We start from the raw sequence: 17,467 nt of genomic DNA, 5'->3' as shown, positions 1-17,467 counted from the left end.
TGTAAAACGTGCCGGGATTCGCATCACGAATCGGTCGGCCTTCACGGGGCCGATTGCTGACAAAATGGATCATATAAACACTTTCATCCCCTCGTAACCGCTCGTATGTGGCTCAAGAACGAACCGCGGCCGGGTCTGGCCATATCCGATCAGGCGGATGCCTTTCCAGACATGAACAGGTCGGGTGAGCTGATACTCTCCCGCCGGTATATACACAATACCAAATTTTGCTTTTTCTTCAACCGCATTTATAGCGGCCTGCAGGGCGTCGCTGTCATCAGCGGGCGCGTCCGGAGTGACGTCATAGTTTTCAGGGGTTAAATAAACGGCAGCCGGATCTTCAGGGCGGCTTTTGTAGACCGATTCACCATACAACGTCGTATTTAAAAGGATGATAATAGTAAATAAAAAGGGTCGGATTTCTCGTCGGGGCTGAATCATCGTAACTCCATATCCTAAAATAAAACACCTGTTCATCCGAACAGGTAAAAGCCTGGTAAATTCGTTGAATAAAAAAAGAGCGTCCACCAGCCGGCGGACGCTCTTTGAGAGAAGACGCTATTTAATCAACGTCATTTTCTTCATAATTGATGCGTTTTCGGTTTCCAGACTGTAGAAATACACACCGCTGGAAACTTTTTGTCCGGCATCATTGGCGCCGTTCCAGTTCACACTGTAGGAACCGGCATCCTGACGGGCGTCAACCAGATTTCTGATTTTTTCACCCAGTACATTGTAAATAGTAAGCTGAACTTTACCTTTTCCGAACAACTGATAGTTGATCGTGGTCACCGGGTTAAAGGGGTTGGGATAATTCTGCTGCAGCGCAAACTCGGTCGGAGCCTGTGTTTTTTCCTCAACACCCACGGTTTCCGGATAATAGCTCAGATCGCCCAGAGGCAGTCCGTCTGTTCCGATCAAGCCGGAGTAAGAACGGAAATCTTCGGGCAGCGGATACTGGTAGATAACTTCATAGAGTTCGGGATAATCGGAGGTATCCGCGTCCCAGTCCCATTGGTATAAACCGCCGGCACGGAAAGCTTTACAGACATCTACCATTTTTTTATTGGCACCAGCCAGGCCGTCAAAGTCATTGAACAGGGGATCCTGATTCCAGTTGTTCTCCGCAATTAGTCCGGGCCAGGTTTCATCATCCGCAAACATGGCTTCGGTTCTATCATTCATCCAGACGGCCGCTTTTACGGAATCATTGTTGGCCCAGTAATCCTGTACACCATCGCACCAGTAGTACAGATTGTTCTTGACTTCAATCATACGTTCATTTTCAGGAACATGAAAGGGGCCTGGATCAACGGAATCAACCGCATTGGCAAACAGCGTGTCGACATTGATCAGACCGTATTCCAGCCAGTCCGGATCCTGACCTTCTTCTTCATTTTCCGTCAAAGAAAGCGCGCTGACATTGTAGAAAACACTGTTGGTAACTTTGGCTTCCAGCCACTGTGTGGAATGGAACGGCCATTTCAACAGGTTGGCAAACGTACAATGATCAACCTCAAAGTAATTCACATAAGCCGGCGGGAACAGAAAGAAACTGTTCGACTGAAAATAGGTGCTATTGCTTACCTTGAAGGTATCCAAATTCACTGCAGGTTCCAGAAAAAACAGAAACGTGGTCCAGGGATCACCGGGATTCTGTTCATTTCGGGCATGCAGGTTGTTGATGATCCAGCTGGTTTTAGGCTGTGCGGTTCCAAAGGCGGACCAGCCGTTGTAATCGGCCCAGACACCATCCAGATGCACGGTCACCAGTGAATCCATCACCTGCAGCGCCTGACCGTAACCCCAACCTCGGGTGCTGCCGTTGACGCTCATACCACCCAGCCAGATATTTTTCACAGTGATATCTTCCCAGGTATTGATCAAATTATGAGTTGCGGTTTCGCCGTCTGCCGTGGTGTTGGACAGAATTTTCGGCGGAACCATGGTCGGAACATCCGCAATCGGCGGATCGGCAACCAGTTCCACTTCGTTGCGCAGATCCATGGCCTGATCCAGCAGATACAATTTGCCGCGTTCCAGCTTGTAGACTTTGTGAAGCTGTTCGCCGGCCTCGTTGGTATCTGCAACCACATAATCGATCAGTGAATTGACGAGATAATCGCCGTCCTCGGTTTCTGCCGGGACAAAGACCGTGTCTGCTTCCTGAGCAAACGAACCCATGGCAAAAACAAGAACCAAACTGAGTACTACAAATAACCTTGTTAACATTTCTCTCTCCTTTTAATTGTGTGAATGATGGATTAATAAATTGATTTTCAAAAAATTCATCCTCCTTTCTCTTGTTTTCATGTTTATACCTGTTTACAATTCATAGCGCAGACCGACGTCCGCAGAAAACCCGTAATAACTTTTACTGGTAAACCAGCCGGTGCCGTTATTGGACGTTTGTTCAACGGCACGCGATAGATTGTTGAAATTGGCGAACACCTGAAGCCCTTTCACCGGCAACTGCTGCTGAATCTTCATATCCCACAAGGTGAGCGGCTCGGTGGTTTCACGCAATTCTTCATACCAGTTGTTGGCTGCAAAGACATCGGATTTATACTGCATGGATGTTCGAATCGAGAATCCTTTATAGTCATATCCCACTGTAAAGTTCAATGTGTGGGTCGGCTGATCCAGCAGCCGTGCGTCATAACTTCCATCCACCATACCGACAATTTTGGGTACTTTGATAATACCAACGCGCACCATCTCCCACACTGCCTCGCGCCGGGGATAGGTAAGATTCGAGTATGTGTAGGTATAGTTGACATTCAGCACCAGACTTTTCAGAGCGCCGGGCAGGAACCAGAAATTCGACTGCCACTCGGTTTCCAATCCGTACAGGTTGGCTGCGTTCGGATTATTGATATTACCGAACACCTTGCCGCCGGTCTGTACGCTTGCCGGCCATTCCGGTCGAATATCCGTCGAGTCCACCAGCCAGGTGGTCTGTGTTATAGACAAAGTTTTTAATATTTTTCTGAAATCCGCCGATCGTCAGCAAGCCGACCTTGTCACTGTAAAAGGACAGATACAGATCCCAGCTTTTCGACACCGAAGGTTTTAGTGTCGTATTGTTCCAGGTCAGGTTATCCTGCCAGGACGTCCAGCTGGGAATAATGCTCATATAGCTGGGACGCGACAGGGTCTGGGTATAACTGGCGCGTACATCGAACCAGTCAACCGGTTTGTATTTGGCGTGAATCATCGGCAGAAAATAGTCATTCTCGCGTGTGGCCGCGGCTGTATCCACCGGAAACGGATCGCTCCACTTGCCGGGACTGTCCGCGCGGTTGGCAGTGTATTCCGTGTTGTTCTGTTCATAGCGCACACCCGGTATCAAGGTAACCGATTCACCGACTTTGATGGTGGGCATAAAATAAGCGGCAAAATAGTTTTCCTCGCCGAAATAATCATTCTGGATCGAAGCATTGTAATCGCGGTATACTGTTTTACCAACCGACTGTCCGCGCACCGTTTCCAGGTCACGAATGGCGTGGTAATGTTTTTCTATTTTTCCACGATCCGGAATTCGACTGATTTTATAATCACCCGCCATAAACGTCTCGGGGTCATAATCGAAATCGATGAACGGTCTGTAGGGAAAATCCTGACCGATATCATAGCCGCTCAAGCCGAATTCATCCGCCAGATAGGCGCGCGCCAAATCCAGATCATTCCAGGCAATCGGAATACGGTATTCCTCGTTATTATAATCTTTGTTTTTGTTTTTATATTTGGCGCCGACTTTGAACTGAATTTGTGCAATCCCGGCATCAAATCCCCATTCGGCATTGATATCCGCGGACAGCTCTTCTTCCATCACATCAAACTCGCGCTGACGAAACCAATTGACCAGAATCTTTGATGTATCGTTAATGGCCTTGGCCTGAAACTCGGTTGGATGTATAGGTTTATCATCAAAGGTCCAGCGCTCCACAAAAGCATTCGCTTCTGCGGCTTCCAGACGCAGTTCTTCAGGCACTTTTTTCTCGGACCGCGAATAGCTGGCATTGGCTGTCAGTTTTACATCGCCGATATATTGCTCCACATTCAGGGCGTTGACCAGAACTGTCATATCTTCTTGCGTGCTGATGCCGTTGTACCCATGGTTGCGTCCCACCACATCCAGATGTTCCTGTCTGGAATAGGTGTCAATATCAATATGATTATATGTATTTGAAAATTTGACGTTGGTCAGCGGAGATTTATAATCCAGCACCAGCATAGCGCCCTGGCGTTGGTTGGTGCGACGAACATCCTGGAATCCCAGCATATTGGCAATCGTTATGGAATCCTGGAGCATCTGATATCCGGAATACACATTATTGTCACTGCGGTCCCGACGTTCCAGATTCGCCTGCGCAAAAACACCGATCCGGTTGTCCCAGAAACGTCTTCCGCCGCCGACAATCAAGTGGTAATTCTGATATTCATCGCTCAGTTCATTGTAACCGCCCTGGGCGGTGACGTTCAATGAAGACTTTTCCCGGGCGCCTCTCAGGATAAAGTTCACCGTCCCGCCCAGCTGGTCGGCTTCCTGATCCGCCATGGCGGCTTTGCTGACTTCAATGCCTTCCAGCATATTCGGTGAGATCATACTCAGATCAACACTGCGGTCTTCGCTGCCGGTTGCCGCCATACTGACACCGTCAATCTGAATCTTGTTGTACTTTGGTGATAAACCGCGAATCACGACCTTGTTTCCCTCACCGCCTTCACGTTTCAGTGAAATGCCCGGCAACCGGCCCACAGCTTCGGCCGCATTGGCTTCCGGGAGTTCCTGAATTTTATCCGATGAGACAATATTTTTAATCGTATTTGCCGTAATCTGCTGATTGATGGCCTGCATCTGACCTTCAGCCTGAGCCGTCACCTGGACTTCTTCACCGGTCAAAGTTTGATATTCCAACCTCACATCCTGAATGATCGTCTCATTGGCTGTAACATTCACCTGGGCCGTCGCTTCCTCATAACCGATATAGCGAAAAATCAGGGTATATTGTCCCGGCGGAACATTGGTGATCAGGTACTCACCTTCCAGCCCGGTTGCCGCGCCGATATTGGTGTCCTCGATGAACACATTGGCGCCGGGCAAGCCGTTACCCGTTTTTGCATCCGTGACCTTGCCTGTGATCCGGGATTTAGCCCATGCTTGCCCGGAACCCAGCAGTAAAACAGCCACTGCAAGGATAAACCATATTTTTCTCATGTTTCTCTCCTTTCAAAACCTTGTGTTGATGCCGCTTCCTCGTTACACAACAACACCTGGATCTTTACAATGTGGTTCTTGCGCCTGAACACAAGATCACAAAGATCCCGATTAAGCTGATAACCTGCGACTGTAATTTCAGAACCATCCTTGTACGTAACAATAATCTTTTGTTCATCAGAGCTGATATAAATCAACGGAATTTGACACAGTGTCATGCCGATCATACCGGGACACAGCATCAACGTCTGTTTTTCGTTACCCACGTTAAAATATTCAAACACACTGGATCGATTTAAAAACTCGGAATCCGAGATCAGTATCCGGATGAAAAGATATTTTACCTTTTCGTACACAGACACCCAGTTCACCGAATCTGGATATAATATCTTCTTTAACCTGTCCGGTCATGCCCGGCTGCTGAACACCGGTGTGCCGTGGCGTATGCGAATAGGGATCGGTCGGAAACGCGCCGTACAGATCCGGGGATTTGTGACTGCCAATCCCGTAACGAATCTCGTAATAATAATTTTTCAGTTTGTCCAATATTGAACGATCTGCATCGTCTTCCAGCGCCCGATAAAATACATCCTGTACGGCAAGAGCAAGCTTAGAAACCATATGCCAGTAGATACTGCCCAGACCTTCGTATTTATAAAAGGTACCGGAACGCCCGGTGAACGACTGATGATCAAAAACAGATTCATATATATCAAGTACAATACTTTTTTCCCTGCTCGCCAGATCCCGATACTGCGAATCCAGTTGTTCAAGCGCCTGTTCAAGTTTGCCGGCATTGCCGAGAGTTCCGGCAAAATGCACCTGTCCGTCAGGATCGCGTTTCACAATGTCTTCATTGGCTTTTTTCAGCAGCGTCTTTAACAGCTCGGACCGTTTGACCTGTTCATCCGGTATATTGTTTTTTTCCATAAAATCCGGCAGCGAACGCTCCGGATAAAGCAAATAGCTGTCCTGATCTTTGCGGTATAATTTGCTCTTTCTCAGAGAATTCAACAAAATAATCGAATCCTCAAAGCACAAGTATCCACTAGATAAAACACTGACCTGGCCCTCCAGCATTTCATATAAATGACGGATCTCGATGCCCTCATTATTGTTAAAGCGAATCAGATTATAGGAATGGAAGAGATCATCAGACCGGCGGTTCATTGAAATAGAGTGATCCAGATGATGCAGCGCCAGGCCCAGAAACGCAATCACATGCGCTTTTTTCACCTTGTCCCGGTTGCCCCAGTCGTTTTCGTATACGCGCTTTCGGTGCTGTTCACCGGCGGCTCCCAGTTCATTTAGGATTTCTTTGCGCCGTGCATCCGTCAACGTCCCGTTCAAATCCGGTTCGAACGATTTGAATGCAGTATATAAATCATGATAAAGACTGTGTACCGCTCCGGATACAGTCAGTTCTTCGGGATCACTTTGCTGCAACAGTTCACTGACAAACACAGTGTACCTGCGCAGATAATACAGGGTCACCATTGAAGTGCCGTACCCCACAAGCGCGTTATTGGCATCGTTCCATTCCGGACGCTGCGTGTTCATCCAGATACCCGCTTCGGGAACAAAATTGCACAGTTTGACCAAAACCGGCACCAGCAGTTTCTCGAATAAATTCACTTTACAGGGCTGTTTCTGTTCATCCAGCAGATATTTGCCGTCCTCACCCAGCTCTGCAACATCCGCTCTGATATCAGAATCCTGCTGATGATCAAATTCAATGGTGCGGTGCGGATCATGAACCAGGGACTGATAGGGTTTGATCCGATAGGGAACGCGCGCATAGGTAAACATGTCCCGGCTTAGCAGCGCTTTCAAATGCTCCGGATGATAGTTAAAAGAAAGCTCGAGTAATTTCAGCAGATAAACAATTTGATGATCACCCCAGTAACCGATATTGCTCCAGGCGTTGGTGTCCGGAACTTCCCAGTCAAATCCATCGCGCAGGACCCGATAGGGATTGTATCCATCCGCGGTCATGCTGTTGACAAACTTGGTAATCATATGTTCCAGATAGCCGGGAAATGAGAGAGCCAGCGCTTCCCAGTTTTGGAAAATATCGCGCCAGTTGCCCTGATAATTGAGGCTTTTTTCGCCGGTTTCATCTTTGACTTTGATAGAAAACCGGTTCCAGGGTCGACTGGGGTCGCCATGCCGTCGACTAAAACTCAGGGGGAGATATTCGTACAAAAGACGTTCAAGATCAATATCATTTAGGCGACCGACCTGATCGCGAAGCTCAAAGAGCTCTATGGTTTCCGGTAGTGAATGCAGAAAATCCTGATGTGTTTTAAAAACAAGCTGGTTTGCTGTTTTTATAAACCGCTTAAAATCGCGGGTCTGGATGTAGTAACTATCCTCAAAAATCCCGCCGCGCATTATATTAAACAGTACATTCGACGTATGGCGCAATGCACCCAAATCATCCTGTGTCAGCTGAAATCCATCAGACCTTGCAATTTTCCGGCGCAGATTCTCCCGATCATGGTCGATTTCGTTTTCAATTAAAGCAACCAAATCCGTATCCGACGCCAACAGCCGCTGCAAACCCGCAACATCGGACTGATCCTGATTCAGATCAGCAACCATATACCAGGATGAACCGGCCTCTGCCTCGAGAACCAATTCCGAGTGCAAAAAATAAGCGCCGCGTTCAGCCTTGACCAGCGTTTCCGGTGTTACGGGTCCCCCCTTGCAGAAAGCTGCAATCTGTTGAGAGGAGAGGAGAATTTTATCGAAACTTTAAACCGCAAGACCAGCACGGTAGTGGCCTTTAAAGCCTCGTTAGGTTCCGCTTTATCGGTCGGAATCGAACTCAATGTATATAATCCCAATCCGGTTTCCGGCTGCAGTTCATTGCGTTTGTAAGCATCCAGGAGTGTACTGAACTGGTTTTGAAATGTCTGATCGGCGCCAAACGGCAATATGTTTCTGAATGCCATCCAGAATACGGACTGTTTTGGGGTGTGTGTTTAAATTGCGGATATGCGATTTTTTCACAAATCCGTAACGATCACAAGAGGTCCAGGTGTACTCGAATATCAACTCTAAATCAAGATTGACCTCTCTGAATGTCACTTGATGGCTGATATCATTTTTGGTCAACACACGTTCTGTTTTGTACAAATTCTCACAAGAGGACGAAAAAGGCTGCCACAAATATATTTTGCTGCTTTTCTCGACCAGCAGCAGTGTTTTACTTCCGGTAATATCATGAGAATCATGTAATCCGGTCATCCGTGTAATAGGGAAACAACGCGTGGTCCGGATCCCGGCGTCCGGCAGTCAAGGCGCCGTTGCTGGATATAAACATCCACAGATCAGAATCGCTGACAATATTCATAAAAAAGGGACGCATCTGATCGTAATGTTCTATGCGATAATCACGACCATTTTCCTTGCAATCCGCAAATCCCTGCACATCTCGCGAGTTGATCTGTAATGTTGTGTTGCCTATGTATATTGGATCACGATTCATCAATAGTCCTGTAACGGTTTATTGTTCCAGAGCACGTCTTGTTTCCAAATCCTTTTCAATCTGAGCCATTTTATCATCATCAAGTTCATAGAAAATGGCTGCAACCGCCGCGATCAATGTCCCGATTGCCGGGATAATACTCATCATCAACCGGATTCCGGTGATGGTATCCGGAGTTTGCGGCTGGTTGGCGATAAAACCGAACAACGCCAGCATCCAGCCGGCCATACCGCCGCCCAATGCAATTCCGAATTTCTGGGCAAACGTTGCCGCGGAAAACACCAGTCCCGTGGCCCGGCGTTCATTCTTCCACTCGGAATAGTCCGCCGTATCTGCGTACATGGCCCATAACAACGGCGCCTGGGGGGCCATGACAAACGAAATAATAATGTGCATGACAAACACCAGAACCAAATGCTCTTTGGGGATAAAGTAAAACAAAACCGTCAAAACCGTGGTTAGTGCCATGACAATGATATAAAAGCGTTTTTTGCCAAACACTTTGGAAAAAAACTGGGTACAGGTAATACCGGCAATAATCGCCACGGTCCCGGACACCATGAACACGGAAGCCATGACTTCATTGTTGACATAATATTTGAAATAGTACATGATCGAACCGTTTCTGACAATCACATAACCGAGTGTAAACACACCCATGAACAACAGAAGCATCCACGGACGATTTTTAAGTAAATCTTTCAGATCATCTTTCAACGATGTTTGCTGATTTGCCAGAGGCTGAACCCGTTCGCGGGTGCCTTTGAATGTAAGATAGAACAGGATAACAGCCATGACACCGAAAACAGCCATGGTCAACGGAAATCCCGTGGCCTGATCGCCTTTGCCGAAAAAATTGACCAGCGGCAAGGTCAGCCCCTGCACGATAAAAGCGCCGATAAATGCGAGCACAAACCGGTACGTCGAAGCGCTTGTGCGGTCCTGGGAGCTCGGACTGAGAACACCCAGCAGCGCGGAATAGGGAATATTGATCGCCGTATAAGCCATCATCATCAGCGTGTATGTGATATAAGCGTAAACAATCTTGCCGGTCACACTCAGATCCGGTGTGGTAAATGTAGCAACGCCGATTATCGCCAGTGGCAGTGATATCCAGAGCAGATACGGCCTGAATTTGCCCCACTTGGTCTGCGTGCGGTCCGAGATAATCCCCATCAGCGGATCATTGATCGCGTCCCAGAAGCGCGATACCATCAGCATAGTACCGGCTGCCGCGGCGGGAATACCGAACACATCGGTATAGAAAAACAATAAGAAATTGACAAACATTTGAAAGTATAAATTAGAGGCCGTATCCCCCAGCCCGTATCCGACTTTTTCCTTAAAGGTCAATTTTTGCTTGACAGGTTCCATCAACTCTCCATTCATCGTTAAAGGGATACACCCTCATATTCTCTCGTTATCGGGGCTGCTCCCGAGTCTGCATCTCATATTTATGAAATTCAATCTCAAAATGCTCGTATCATAGTAACAAAATGTCGTATTATCGTAACAAATCGGCATTTTTCAGCTTTTTTTTCCGGTTTCGGGCAGAATATCGTATCGCCGCTGCCAGGTCACCTGCTCTCCCGGCGCCGCATCAAGTTCAAAAAAGAATTCCGGACTCACCACGTGGGAATGCCCCCACAAGTTCACGGTGGTTTGAAAATCCACTTGCTCCCGAATCCGGATGGCATTGTCAAAGACAAGAGTCCAGGAGGCCCCGCTCTGCGGCGCGCCGCCGACATTGGCAACGTAAAACTGCTGTTCCGGGGTTTTTTTCCAAAATACCTGATTGGCGTCAAACTGCACAGCAGCCTCGGGATTCACGTTGGCGTGAAACCGCTTTGGATCAATCGGGAATGAAAACCTCAGAGTATAGTTTGAACCGATTTCCTGTTCATTCACGGCCAGAAAATTATGCACATATTCATTGGTCCGAATGTGCTTTTTACCGCTATTGGTAAAGGTGTATTGGATAGAAAAACCCGCACCAGCCAGTTCGATCTGTTTTTCGAGTTTGAACTGATATCCGCGATGTTCAGCAGCCTCGCAAGTAAATACACTGCGTGTGTCTGATACGGCGGATACCTTGAACTCATAAGGTTGCACCGGATAATCCCTGAAAAAATCATAGGATTCATGAGTATCCCGGGTTAACAGTCCGACGCCGATTTTATGAAATTGTTCGCCGACCGGACAGTCGCGGTACCCCAGCGCCTGATCAATGCCGAACTCGTTGACCAGCCCGAACCCCTGCCGGGTCAGAGGTGCATCGGGAATTTCCCGGGTGCAAAAGGTATAAGGCTCTCCGCCCTTATAGGTGATCTGCTCGATCTGTCCGGTCCAGTCGAATCGCATCCCGCGATACACTTCACCGGGTTCGCATAGTTCCAGTTTAACCTGATCATTATTTAGTTGCATTGCCATCGTTACATGACCTTTTTTAATGTATCAATAGCGTCTGCAAAGCAGCCGCCGGAATTTCATGCGACACGCGCTTGTCACCCAGGGTCACCTGAAAGGGCACCGGGGATTCCGATGGATTAAAAACCTGCACGGCCATGCGTTGATCCGGATTGATACAGGCCGTGACCATCAAATCATCATGACTGCATTGCGCAGAGATACGCCTGGCGTCCGGCCGCATGTAACGGCTGAAATGCGCCAGCACATAATACAAGGGCGTGTAATAGACCTGATTGCTCTCCGGACGGGCGATCACCGGTGCAATACACCAGTTCTGAACATGATTGGGACCGCCCTGATCATTCAAAATTAGATTCCAGTCCACCCAGCCCACCAAATGACTGTTCAGTCCGCCGATAATATCACGTGCATAGCGAAAAGCAGGTACATAGCGGGGATGCAGATGTTTGTTTTCTTCAGACGCATATTCAAATCCCCAGTCTGTGGCATTTTTCTGCCAGTACCACGCATCATCGCGCCAAACGGGAATTTCAGCATCGATGCAGGCTTCAGTATTCAGCAGCGGTTTTTGCGGAAACTGTTCATGCGCCGCATTCAGCGCCTCCGGGAACCAATCGACTGTGCTGCGATACCAGTGCACGGCAATACCCCAGGTATAGCCATAGGCGGCGGAATCGGACAATATGACATCCGCCCATTCCTGCACATGATCGCGGTTTTGGTCGAATATCATTATACGGGTGTCAATATTGTCATTGCTAAACTGCGGTCCCAGGTGATACTTTATAAAATCACGCATTTCTTCCGGGGTGTAATGCATACTTTCCCAGTTGGAATCATTGCCCAGCGGTTCGTTTTCTACGGTAACCGCCCACACGGGAATACCCTCCTGCTGATAGGCACGGATATACCTGGCGAAAAACAGCGCCCAGGTCTCATAATATTCGGGTTTCAGCGATCCTCCGAACCAATCCTCGTTGGTCTTCATCCAGGGCGGCGCGGTCCAGGGACTGGAAATCAGTTTGAACCCGTCCCGAGATACTGCCATCGCATCCTTGATTAACGGGATAATGTCGTCTTTGTCTTCCTGAACGGAAAAATGCTCCAGCGCCGTATCGCCCGCGACAGGAGCATAGGAATAGGAGCCGAGGGAAAAATCGCAACTATTCATATGGGTCCGGGTCAGGGTGTAATTGGAGCCCTGATCAGAAAAATAAGCGCGAATCACCTCGTCGCGTTTATCCGCACTCAACTGTTTCAAGACATGCGCGGAAGCCTCTGTGAACGAGCCGCCGAATCCTTCAAGCGTCTGAAACGTCTGTGCGGGATCAAGACGGATTTCAACAGCGTCAGAAACACTCCCGGCGCTGAGATCGAGTCGGGCCGTTTCATTCAGCTGATCTCCCTGCCTGGAAGTTTGAATAACTTGAACCTGTGTATAGTTGTGGTGATCAGATGATGAGCAGGCTGTCAAGATCACAGCAAAAACAGGAATAAAATAAAAGGATTTCATTTTTTTCTCTCAGATATTGGAATTAATGACAATTCAATAAGAGAAAAATATAAAAAACCGGGATAAAAGCTCGGACTGGAGTAACAAAGTATCGGACAATGGTATCAAAAAGGAAGGTTTTTAATTGAAATCCACTCATTCGGCAAGAACAGCAGATTTGTTAACCTGGGTTCAACACTTTAAAATTCATTCTTTGCAATAAAAGGACAGGTCTTTACCACGCGGGATTAGGAAATGATTTTTATCGCAAAAAATGAATGTTATAAAACAACTGTCGAACTTGTGTTTGATAAAGCAGACTGCCCCCTGCAACAGTCCGGGACAGAACAGACAATCAGTCCGGTTAGACACGCTTAACGGCTGGAAATATATTCCGAAGGGGATTTGTCGTATTGTTTTCTAAAACAGCGGGCAAAATAGGTCAGGTCATTGAATCCGACATCATAGGCCACTTCTGTGATGGTCATGCGCTTTTCTTCCAAAAGCTGCACCGCGCGTTTAAGCCGGATACTGCGAATGAATTCATGCACGGTTTGATTGGTCAGTCCGCGCAATTTGCGGTACAGCTGCATACGGCTCAAACCGACTTTGCTGCTCAGCATGTCGGCGTTAAATTTGGCATCCGACATATGTTTTTCAATGACATCGATCACGCGTTTTAAAAAGCGTTCATCTACGTCCGTGATCTCGACTTTTTGCGGTTCCAGCAGAAAATGCGAAGTAAATCTTTCGCGTAATTTTGTACGCGAATCCAGCAGATTCACAACCTGCGCCTCCAGCACATCTATGCTGAATGGCTTGGTGAGATAGGCATCCGCACCCTGATTCAGACTGTCTATTCGATATTGCTGGCTTGTGTAGGCTGTCAACAGAATAATTGGAATGTGACTGGTTTTCTCATCCTGTTTGAGTTGATTGCACATATCAATTCCGGTGATCTCGGGCATCATAATATCCGATATGATCAGATCCGGTATCATTTTTCCGGCCTTTTTCCAGTCCTTCCTCTCCATTCGTTGCCTTGTAAATGCGGCACTCGCTCTGCAGAGATTTCTGAATATAATCCAGAATCTGCATATCATCCTCTACAATCAGGATACTGGGAATATCTTCCTTGCCCTTGTGCGCATCGGGCTGTCCGTTCTGCTTTGATGGTTTCGAGATGGATCCCGCCAGATCAGACATGTAAAAGTCGTTCATCGGTTGATGTTTAAACTCTCCGACCAGCTGATTTTCTTCCAGATAATGCTCATCGACCGGAATCCGCACCGTAAAGGTGGTGCCTTTTTGGTGCTCGCTGTCCACCGATATATCGCCCTGATATAACCGCAGAATTTCGTAAATGAACGCCAGGCCAATCCCGATACCGCGTTTGTTGGTTGAATCGGATGTATCGATCTGATAAAACCGTTTAAATATATTATCAATCTGATCTTTGGCAATGCCGATCCCGTTGTCCTGGACCTGAATTTCAATATAGCGGTCAGCTTTATCCTGCAGATTCATTTGTTTCAGCTGACTCCCCGACAGTAATGATACGCCGACTCTGACGGTGCCGCCGTCCGGTGTGAATTTGAATGCATTGGAAAGCAGATTATACACAACCTTGTCCAGCTTGTCCGGATCGAACCACACAGCCGCGTCCTCAATTTCAGATTCGAATTTGAACGTGATCTGGTGCTGCGAGGCGTAATCTGCAAATGAATAAAAAATCGCTTTTACAAACTGTACAATATCCCCGCGCGACAAGTAAAGCTGCAGGTCTCCGGTTTCCAGTTTTTGAAAATCCATCAGCTGGCGGGTCATGCGCTGCAGCCGGCGCGCATTCCGGTGGATGAGTTCCAGACTGTTTCTCAGTTTTTCGTCCACATGAAACGTCTTGACAATTTTTTCAAGCGGATCAATGATCAAAGTCAGCGGAGAATGAAACTCGTGTGAAATATTGGTGAAAAAATGCGTTTTAATCTGATCCAGTTCGTACATTTTTTCCAGTTCCAAGTGCTCCATTTTCAGTTTATGGCGCAGACGCTGGCGGCTGATAAAATAATTCAGAACAAAGGAAATGAGCGCCAGGACGAGAAGCGCTTCAATCAGATAAGCCCACCAGGTTTTCCAAAACGGGGGATGAATCAGAATATTGACCGAGGCGCCGGTTTCGTTCCAGATGCCGTCATTGTTCGAGGCTTTGACTTTGAATACATAACGACCCGGATCCAGGTTCGTATAGGTTGCGGTGCGCCGGGAGCCCACATAATTCCAACTGGATTCAAACCCTTGCATCATATAGGCATATTGATTCTTTTCAGGAGAAATATAGTTCAGAGCCACAAAATCAAAAGAAAAAACCGAATGACGGTAGCTGAGCTCTATCGCCCGGGTTTCACTGATATCCTGCTGCAGCAATGAATCGCGCTCTCCAATCTCTACCGACTCGTTAAAAATCCTGAAATCGGTGAGGAGCACAGGCGGAATAAAAGAATTGCGTTCGAGATTTTTGGGCTGGAACATGTTAAAGCCGTTATTGCCGCCGAATACCAGCGAACCATTGCTCAGCAGCAACGAGCTTCGGGAACTGAATTCATTAATTCGCAACCCATCCGACATATCGTAATTGACAAAGGTTTCGGTCACCGGATTAAACCGCGACAATCCTTTATTGGTCCCGAGCCACAGCATGCCGTCGTTATCTTCAACAATGGATCTAATCTCATCATTGGGCAGGCCAACGTCGACGGTATAGTGTTCAAACGTTCCGGTTTCACGGTCAAAGCGATTCAATCCGCCGATGGTGCCCACCCAGAGTGTGGAATCCCGGGACACCAGAATGGACAAAACAAATCCCTTGCTTAGACTGCCGGTATCGGATTGTTCGTGTTGATAATTGACAAACTTTTTACTAACCGGATCAAAGTGGTCCAGACCGGCATCCGTTCCCACCCAGAAGGTTCCGTCATGATCCCGGCAAATCACCCGTACATCGTCATCACTCAGATTGCTGTTTTCAGATCGGTAAATCCGGGTCGAATCACCGGTCGGATCCAAAAACGTCAAACCGCCCCAAAACGACGCCATCCAGAGATTGCCGGCGAAATCAGACTCGATGTCAAAAATATTATTGCTTCCCAGAGCATGGGTTTCACGCGTGAAACGTTTTACACGTCCGGAATTTGGATCGAATCGGTACAATCCATCCGCCCAGGTTCCAACCCATAACTGCTTTTCCTGATTTTGAAACAAACTCAGGATGACATCACTGCTCAAATTGCTGTTGGCCGCCGTATAATGCTTGAAAGTTTTATTTTGCGGATCAAAAACATTCAGACCGCCGCCGTCCGTACCAATCCACAGTTGACCTCTCTCATCCTCCAGGAAATTGGTCACCATATTATGACTCGGACCGTTTTTCCGGCCCGGAATATGTTTGTAATGCTGAAAGGCGGCCTTGCCGCGCATCATCAGATTAATGCCCCCGGCAAACGTGCCCACCCAGATATTACCCGACCGATCCTTGTAAATTGAATAAACAGAATTGGGAATCGAGTCCGCCCGGGTCAAACGGATCCACCTGATTGTGGTAAAACACATTTCGATTGACGTCCAGAACATCAAGGCCGCCGTTTTCCGTGCCAATCCAGAGATGTCCGTCTTTATCTGGCATCAACGACAAAACACTGTTGCTGGCCAGGCTGTTTTCACCAGACTGCCGGTAATGGGTCACAGCAGACAAACGCAGGTCACGCAGATCGATTTTGTACAGTCCGTCGCTCTGAGTGCCGATCCAGAGGCACGAGTCAAGTTCGGCCATATCCATGATGCCCGACTGTGTCAATCGCTGATCCTCAAACAACGGAACAAATGTGTCAGTTTGTTCTTCATAGATGTCAATGCCGCCGTTCCAATGCCCGAGCCAAAGCCGGTTGCCGCTGTCCTCAAACAGAACCCGCACGTCATTGCCGCTGATACCGGAACGGCCGTCTTCGTGTTGATAATGAATAAACTGACCGGTTTCAGAATCATAACGGTCCACACCACCGTTACGGGTGCCGATCCACAGCCGGCCCCGTCTGTCCTGAATAATGGCCTCGATTTGATCGTCACTGATGCTGCCGGGGTGCTCATCACTGTGTTTAAAAGTCTCAAAATGATGCATGGCATGATCATAAACATTCAGTCCGTCACTCGTGCCCACCCACATCTTGCCGTCCGCGTCCTGACAGATGGACGAAATATAATTATGGCTGATGGAATAAGGATCATTCTGATGATAGGTGTAAATGGAAAAATCGTATCCGTCATAGCGGTTCAGCCCATTCGACGTGCCGAACCACATAAATCCCCGGGCATCCTGGGAGCTACAGGTCACATGTGATCTCGACAGACCGTCCGCTGTACTGAGATGCGTAAAGCGAAGATTCTTGTACTGAGAATGGACGGCGTTGGCCATCAATAAGAAAAAGAGAATGAGAAATAGTTTATTTTTCAATTAACCGTCACCTGTGCTCTCTGTTACCAGCAAGTTGTACGATACACAGCCATGCATTACCCCCGAAAACAATAAAATCGCAATTGTTAAAACGGCTTGAAACCATCCAATGTCTTTTTAATAACGATTATCAATAACGATAATCAAAAGTAACCACAATTGCAAGATATTTCATCAGCAAGACTCTGTATCTATCGCTTAAAAACGACGGTTTCATGATAGAGTTCCCTCCTGTTTTATGCAAATTTCCTTTGCATAATAGATTACAAATGGTTAAAATAAACAAGCGAGCCGCCTACTATCGGATCGGGGTTATTTATCAAGCAT

13 protein-coding genes are annotated in these 17,467 nt (G+C 47.6%); all 13 read right to left on the bottom strand.

Annotation, left to right across the window (positions count from 1 at the left end):
- Positions 1-69 precede the first annotated feature (69 nt).
- The gene (locus tag U5R06_09750) at positions 70-441 is read right to left on the bottom strand and encodes a glycosyl hydrolase family 28-related protein (protein ID MDZ7723066.1); all 372 of its coding nucleotides are present in this window, start codon (positions 439-441) and stop codon (positions 70-72) included.
- A gap of 117 nt (positions 442-558) precedes the next feature.
- Entirely contained in the window at positions 559-2,232 is a 1,674-nt protein-coding gene (locus tag U5R06_09745; GenBank protein ID MDZ7723065.1) for a T9SS type A sorting domain-containing protein, read from the bottom strand.
- A 93-nt stretch (positions 2,233-2,325) separates the two neighbouring features.
- Positions 2,326-2,973, bottom strand: coding sequence for a hypothetical protein (locus U5R06_09740; GenBank protein ID MDZ7723064.1), 648 nt, complete (start codon positions 2,971-2,973; stop codon positions 2,326-2,328).
- On the bottom strand, positions 2,879-5,221 hold the full coding sequence (locus U5R06_09735) for a TonB-dependent receptor (protein ID MDZ7723063.1): 2,343 nt from the start codon (positions 5,219-5,221) through the stop codon (positions 2,879-2,881). The genes U5R06_09740 and U5R06_09735 overlap by 95 nt, the downstream gene beginning before the upstream one ends.
- Before the next feature lie 276 nt (positions 5,222-5,497).
- Positions 5,498-7,873 carry a hypothetical protein gene (locus U5R06_09730; protein MDZ7723062.1) on the bottom strand — a complete coding sequence of 792 codons (2,376 nt, stop codon included), beginning with the start codon at positions 7,871-7,873 and terminating at the stop codon, positions 5,498-5,500.
- Positions 7,874-7,914: 41 nt separating this feature from the next.
- Positions 7,915-8,178 (bottom strand): hypothetical protein, encoded by a 264-nt coding sequence (locus U5R06_09725; protein MDZ7723061.1) that lies wholly within the window; start codon positions 8,176-8,178, stop codon positions 7,915-7,917.
- Between the two features lie 278 nt (positions 8,179-8,456).
- A complete protein-coding gene (locus tag U5R06_09720) occupies positions 8,457-8,714 on the bottom strand; it encodes a hypothetical protein (protein ID MDZ7723060.1) in 258 nt (85 codons plus the stop codon).
- Positions 8,715-8,732: 18 nt separating this feature from the next.
- Positions 8,733-10,088: an MFS transporter gene (locus tag U5R06_09715; GenBank protein MDZ7723059.1), complete on the bottom strand. Its 1,356-nt coding sequence runs from the start codon at positions 10,086-10,088 to the stop codon at positions 8,733-8,735.
- A 153-nt stretch (positions 10,089-10,241) separates the two neighbouring features.
- Positions 10,242-11,144 carry a hypothetical protein gene (locus tag U5R06_09710; GenBank protein MDZ7723058.1) on the bottom strand — a complete coding sequence of 301 codons (903 nt, stop codon included), beginning with the start codon at positions 11,142-11,144 and terminating at the stop codon, positions 10,242-10,244.
- Between the two features lie 16 nt (positions 11,145-11,160).
- On the bottom strand, positions 11,161-12,657 hold the full coding sequence (locus U5R06_09705) for a glycoside hydrolase family 30 protein (GenBank protein ID MDZ7723057.1): 1,497 nt from the start codon (positions 12,655-12,657) through the stop codon (positions 11,161-11,163).
- A 353-nt stretch (positions 12,658-13,010) separates the two neighbouring features.
- Positions 13,011-13,637, bottom strand: a complete 627-nt coding sequence (locus tag U5R06_09700; GenBank protein MDZ7723056.1) for a DNA-binding response regulator — start codon at positions 13,635-13,637, stop codon at positions 13,011-13,013.
- Complete coding sequence (locus U5R06_09695; protein ID MDZ7723055.1) at positions 13,582-16,242, bottom strand: two-component regulator propeller domain-containing protein; 2,661 nt, start codon at positions 16,240-16,242, stop codon at positions 13,582-13,584. The genes U5R06_09700 and U5R06_09695 overlap by 56 nt, the downstream gene beginning before the upstream one ends.
- Positions 16,151-17,140 (bottom strand): two-component regulator propeller domain-containing protein, encoded by a 990-nt coding sequence (locus tag U5R06_09690; GenBank protein ID MDZ7723054.1) that lies wholly within the window; start codon positions 17,138-17,140, stop codon positions 16,151-16,153. The genes U5R06_09695 and U5R06_09690 overlap by 92 nt, the downstream gene beginning before the upstream one ends.
- Positions 17,141-17,467 lie beyond the last annotated feature (327 nt).

The organism is candidate division KSB1 bacterium (assembly GCA_034521575.1).
Taxonomy (GTDB): domain Bacteria; phylum Zhuqueibacterota; class Zhuqueibacteria; order Residuimicrobiales; family Krinioviventaceae; genus JAXHMJ01.
Note: the sequence above shows the minus strand (reverse complement) of the source record. Positions and strands in the feature narration are given on the sequence as shown.

Coding starts and splice junctions, on each gene's coding strand:
- U5R06_09750 (MDZ7723066.1), bottom strand. CDS start 441: ATGATTCAGCCCCGACGAGAAATCCGACCCTTTTTATTTACTATTATC.
- U5R06_09745 (MDZ7723065.1), bottom strand. CDS start 2,232: ATGTTAACAAGGTTATTTGTAGTACTCAGTTTGGTTCTTGTTTTTGCC.
- U5R06_09735 (MDZ7723063.1), bottom strand. CDS start 5,221: ATGAGAAAAATATGGTTTATCCTTGCAGTGGCTGTTTTACTGCTGGGT.
- U5R06_09725 (MDZ7723061.1), bottom strand. CDS start 8,178: ATGGCATTCAGAAACATATTGCCGTTTGGCGCCGATCAGACATTTCAA.
- U5R06_09720 (MDZ7723060.1), bottom strand. CDS start 8,714: ATGAATCGTGATCCAATATACATAGGCAACACAACATTACAGATCAAC.
- U5R06_09715 (MDZ7723059.1), bottom strand. CDS start 10,088: ATGGAACCTGTCAAGCAAAAATTGACCTTTAAGGAAAAAGTCGGATAC.
- U5R06_09710 (MDZ7723058.1), bottom strand. CDS start 11,144: ATGGCAATGCAACTAAATAATGATCAGGTTAAACTGGAACTATGCGAA.
- U5R06_09705 (MDZ7723057.1), bottom strand. CDS start 12,657: ATGAAATCCTTTTATTTTATTCCTGTTTTTGCTGTGATCTTGACAGCC.
- U5R06_09700 (MDZ7723056.1), bottom strand. CDS start 13,637: ATGATACCGGATCTGATCATATCGGATATTATGATGCCCGAGATCACC.
- U5R06_09695 (MDZ7723055.1), bottom strand. CDS start 16,242: ATGTGTTTTACCACAATCAGGTGGATCCGTTTGACCCGGGCGGACTCG.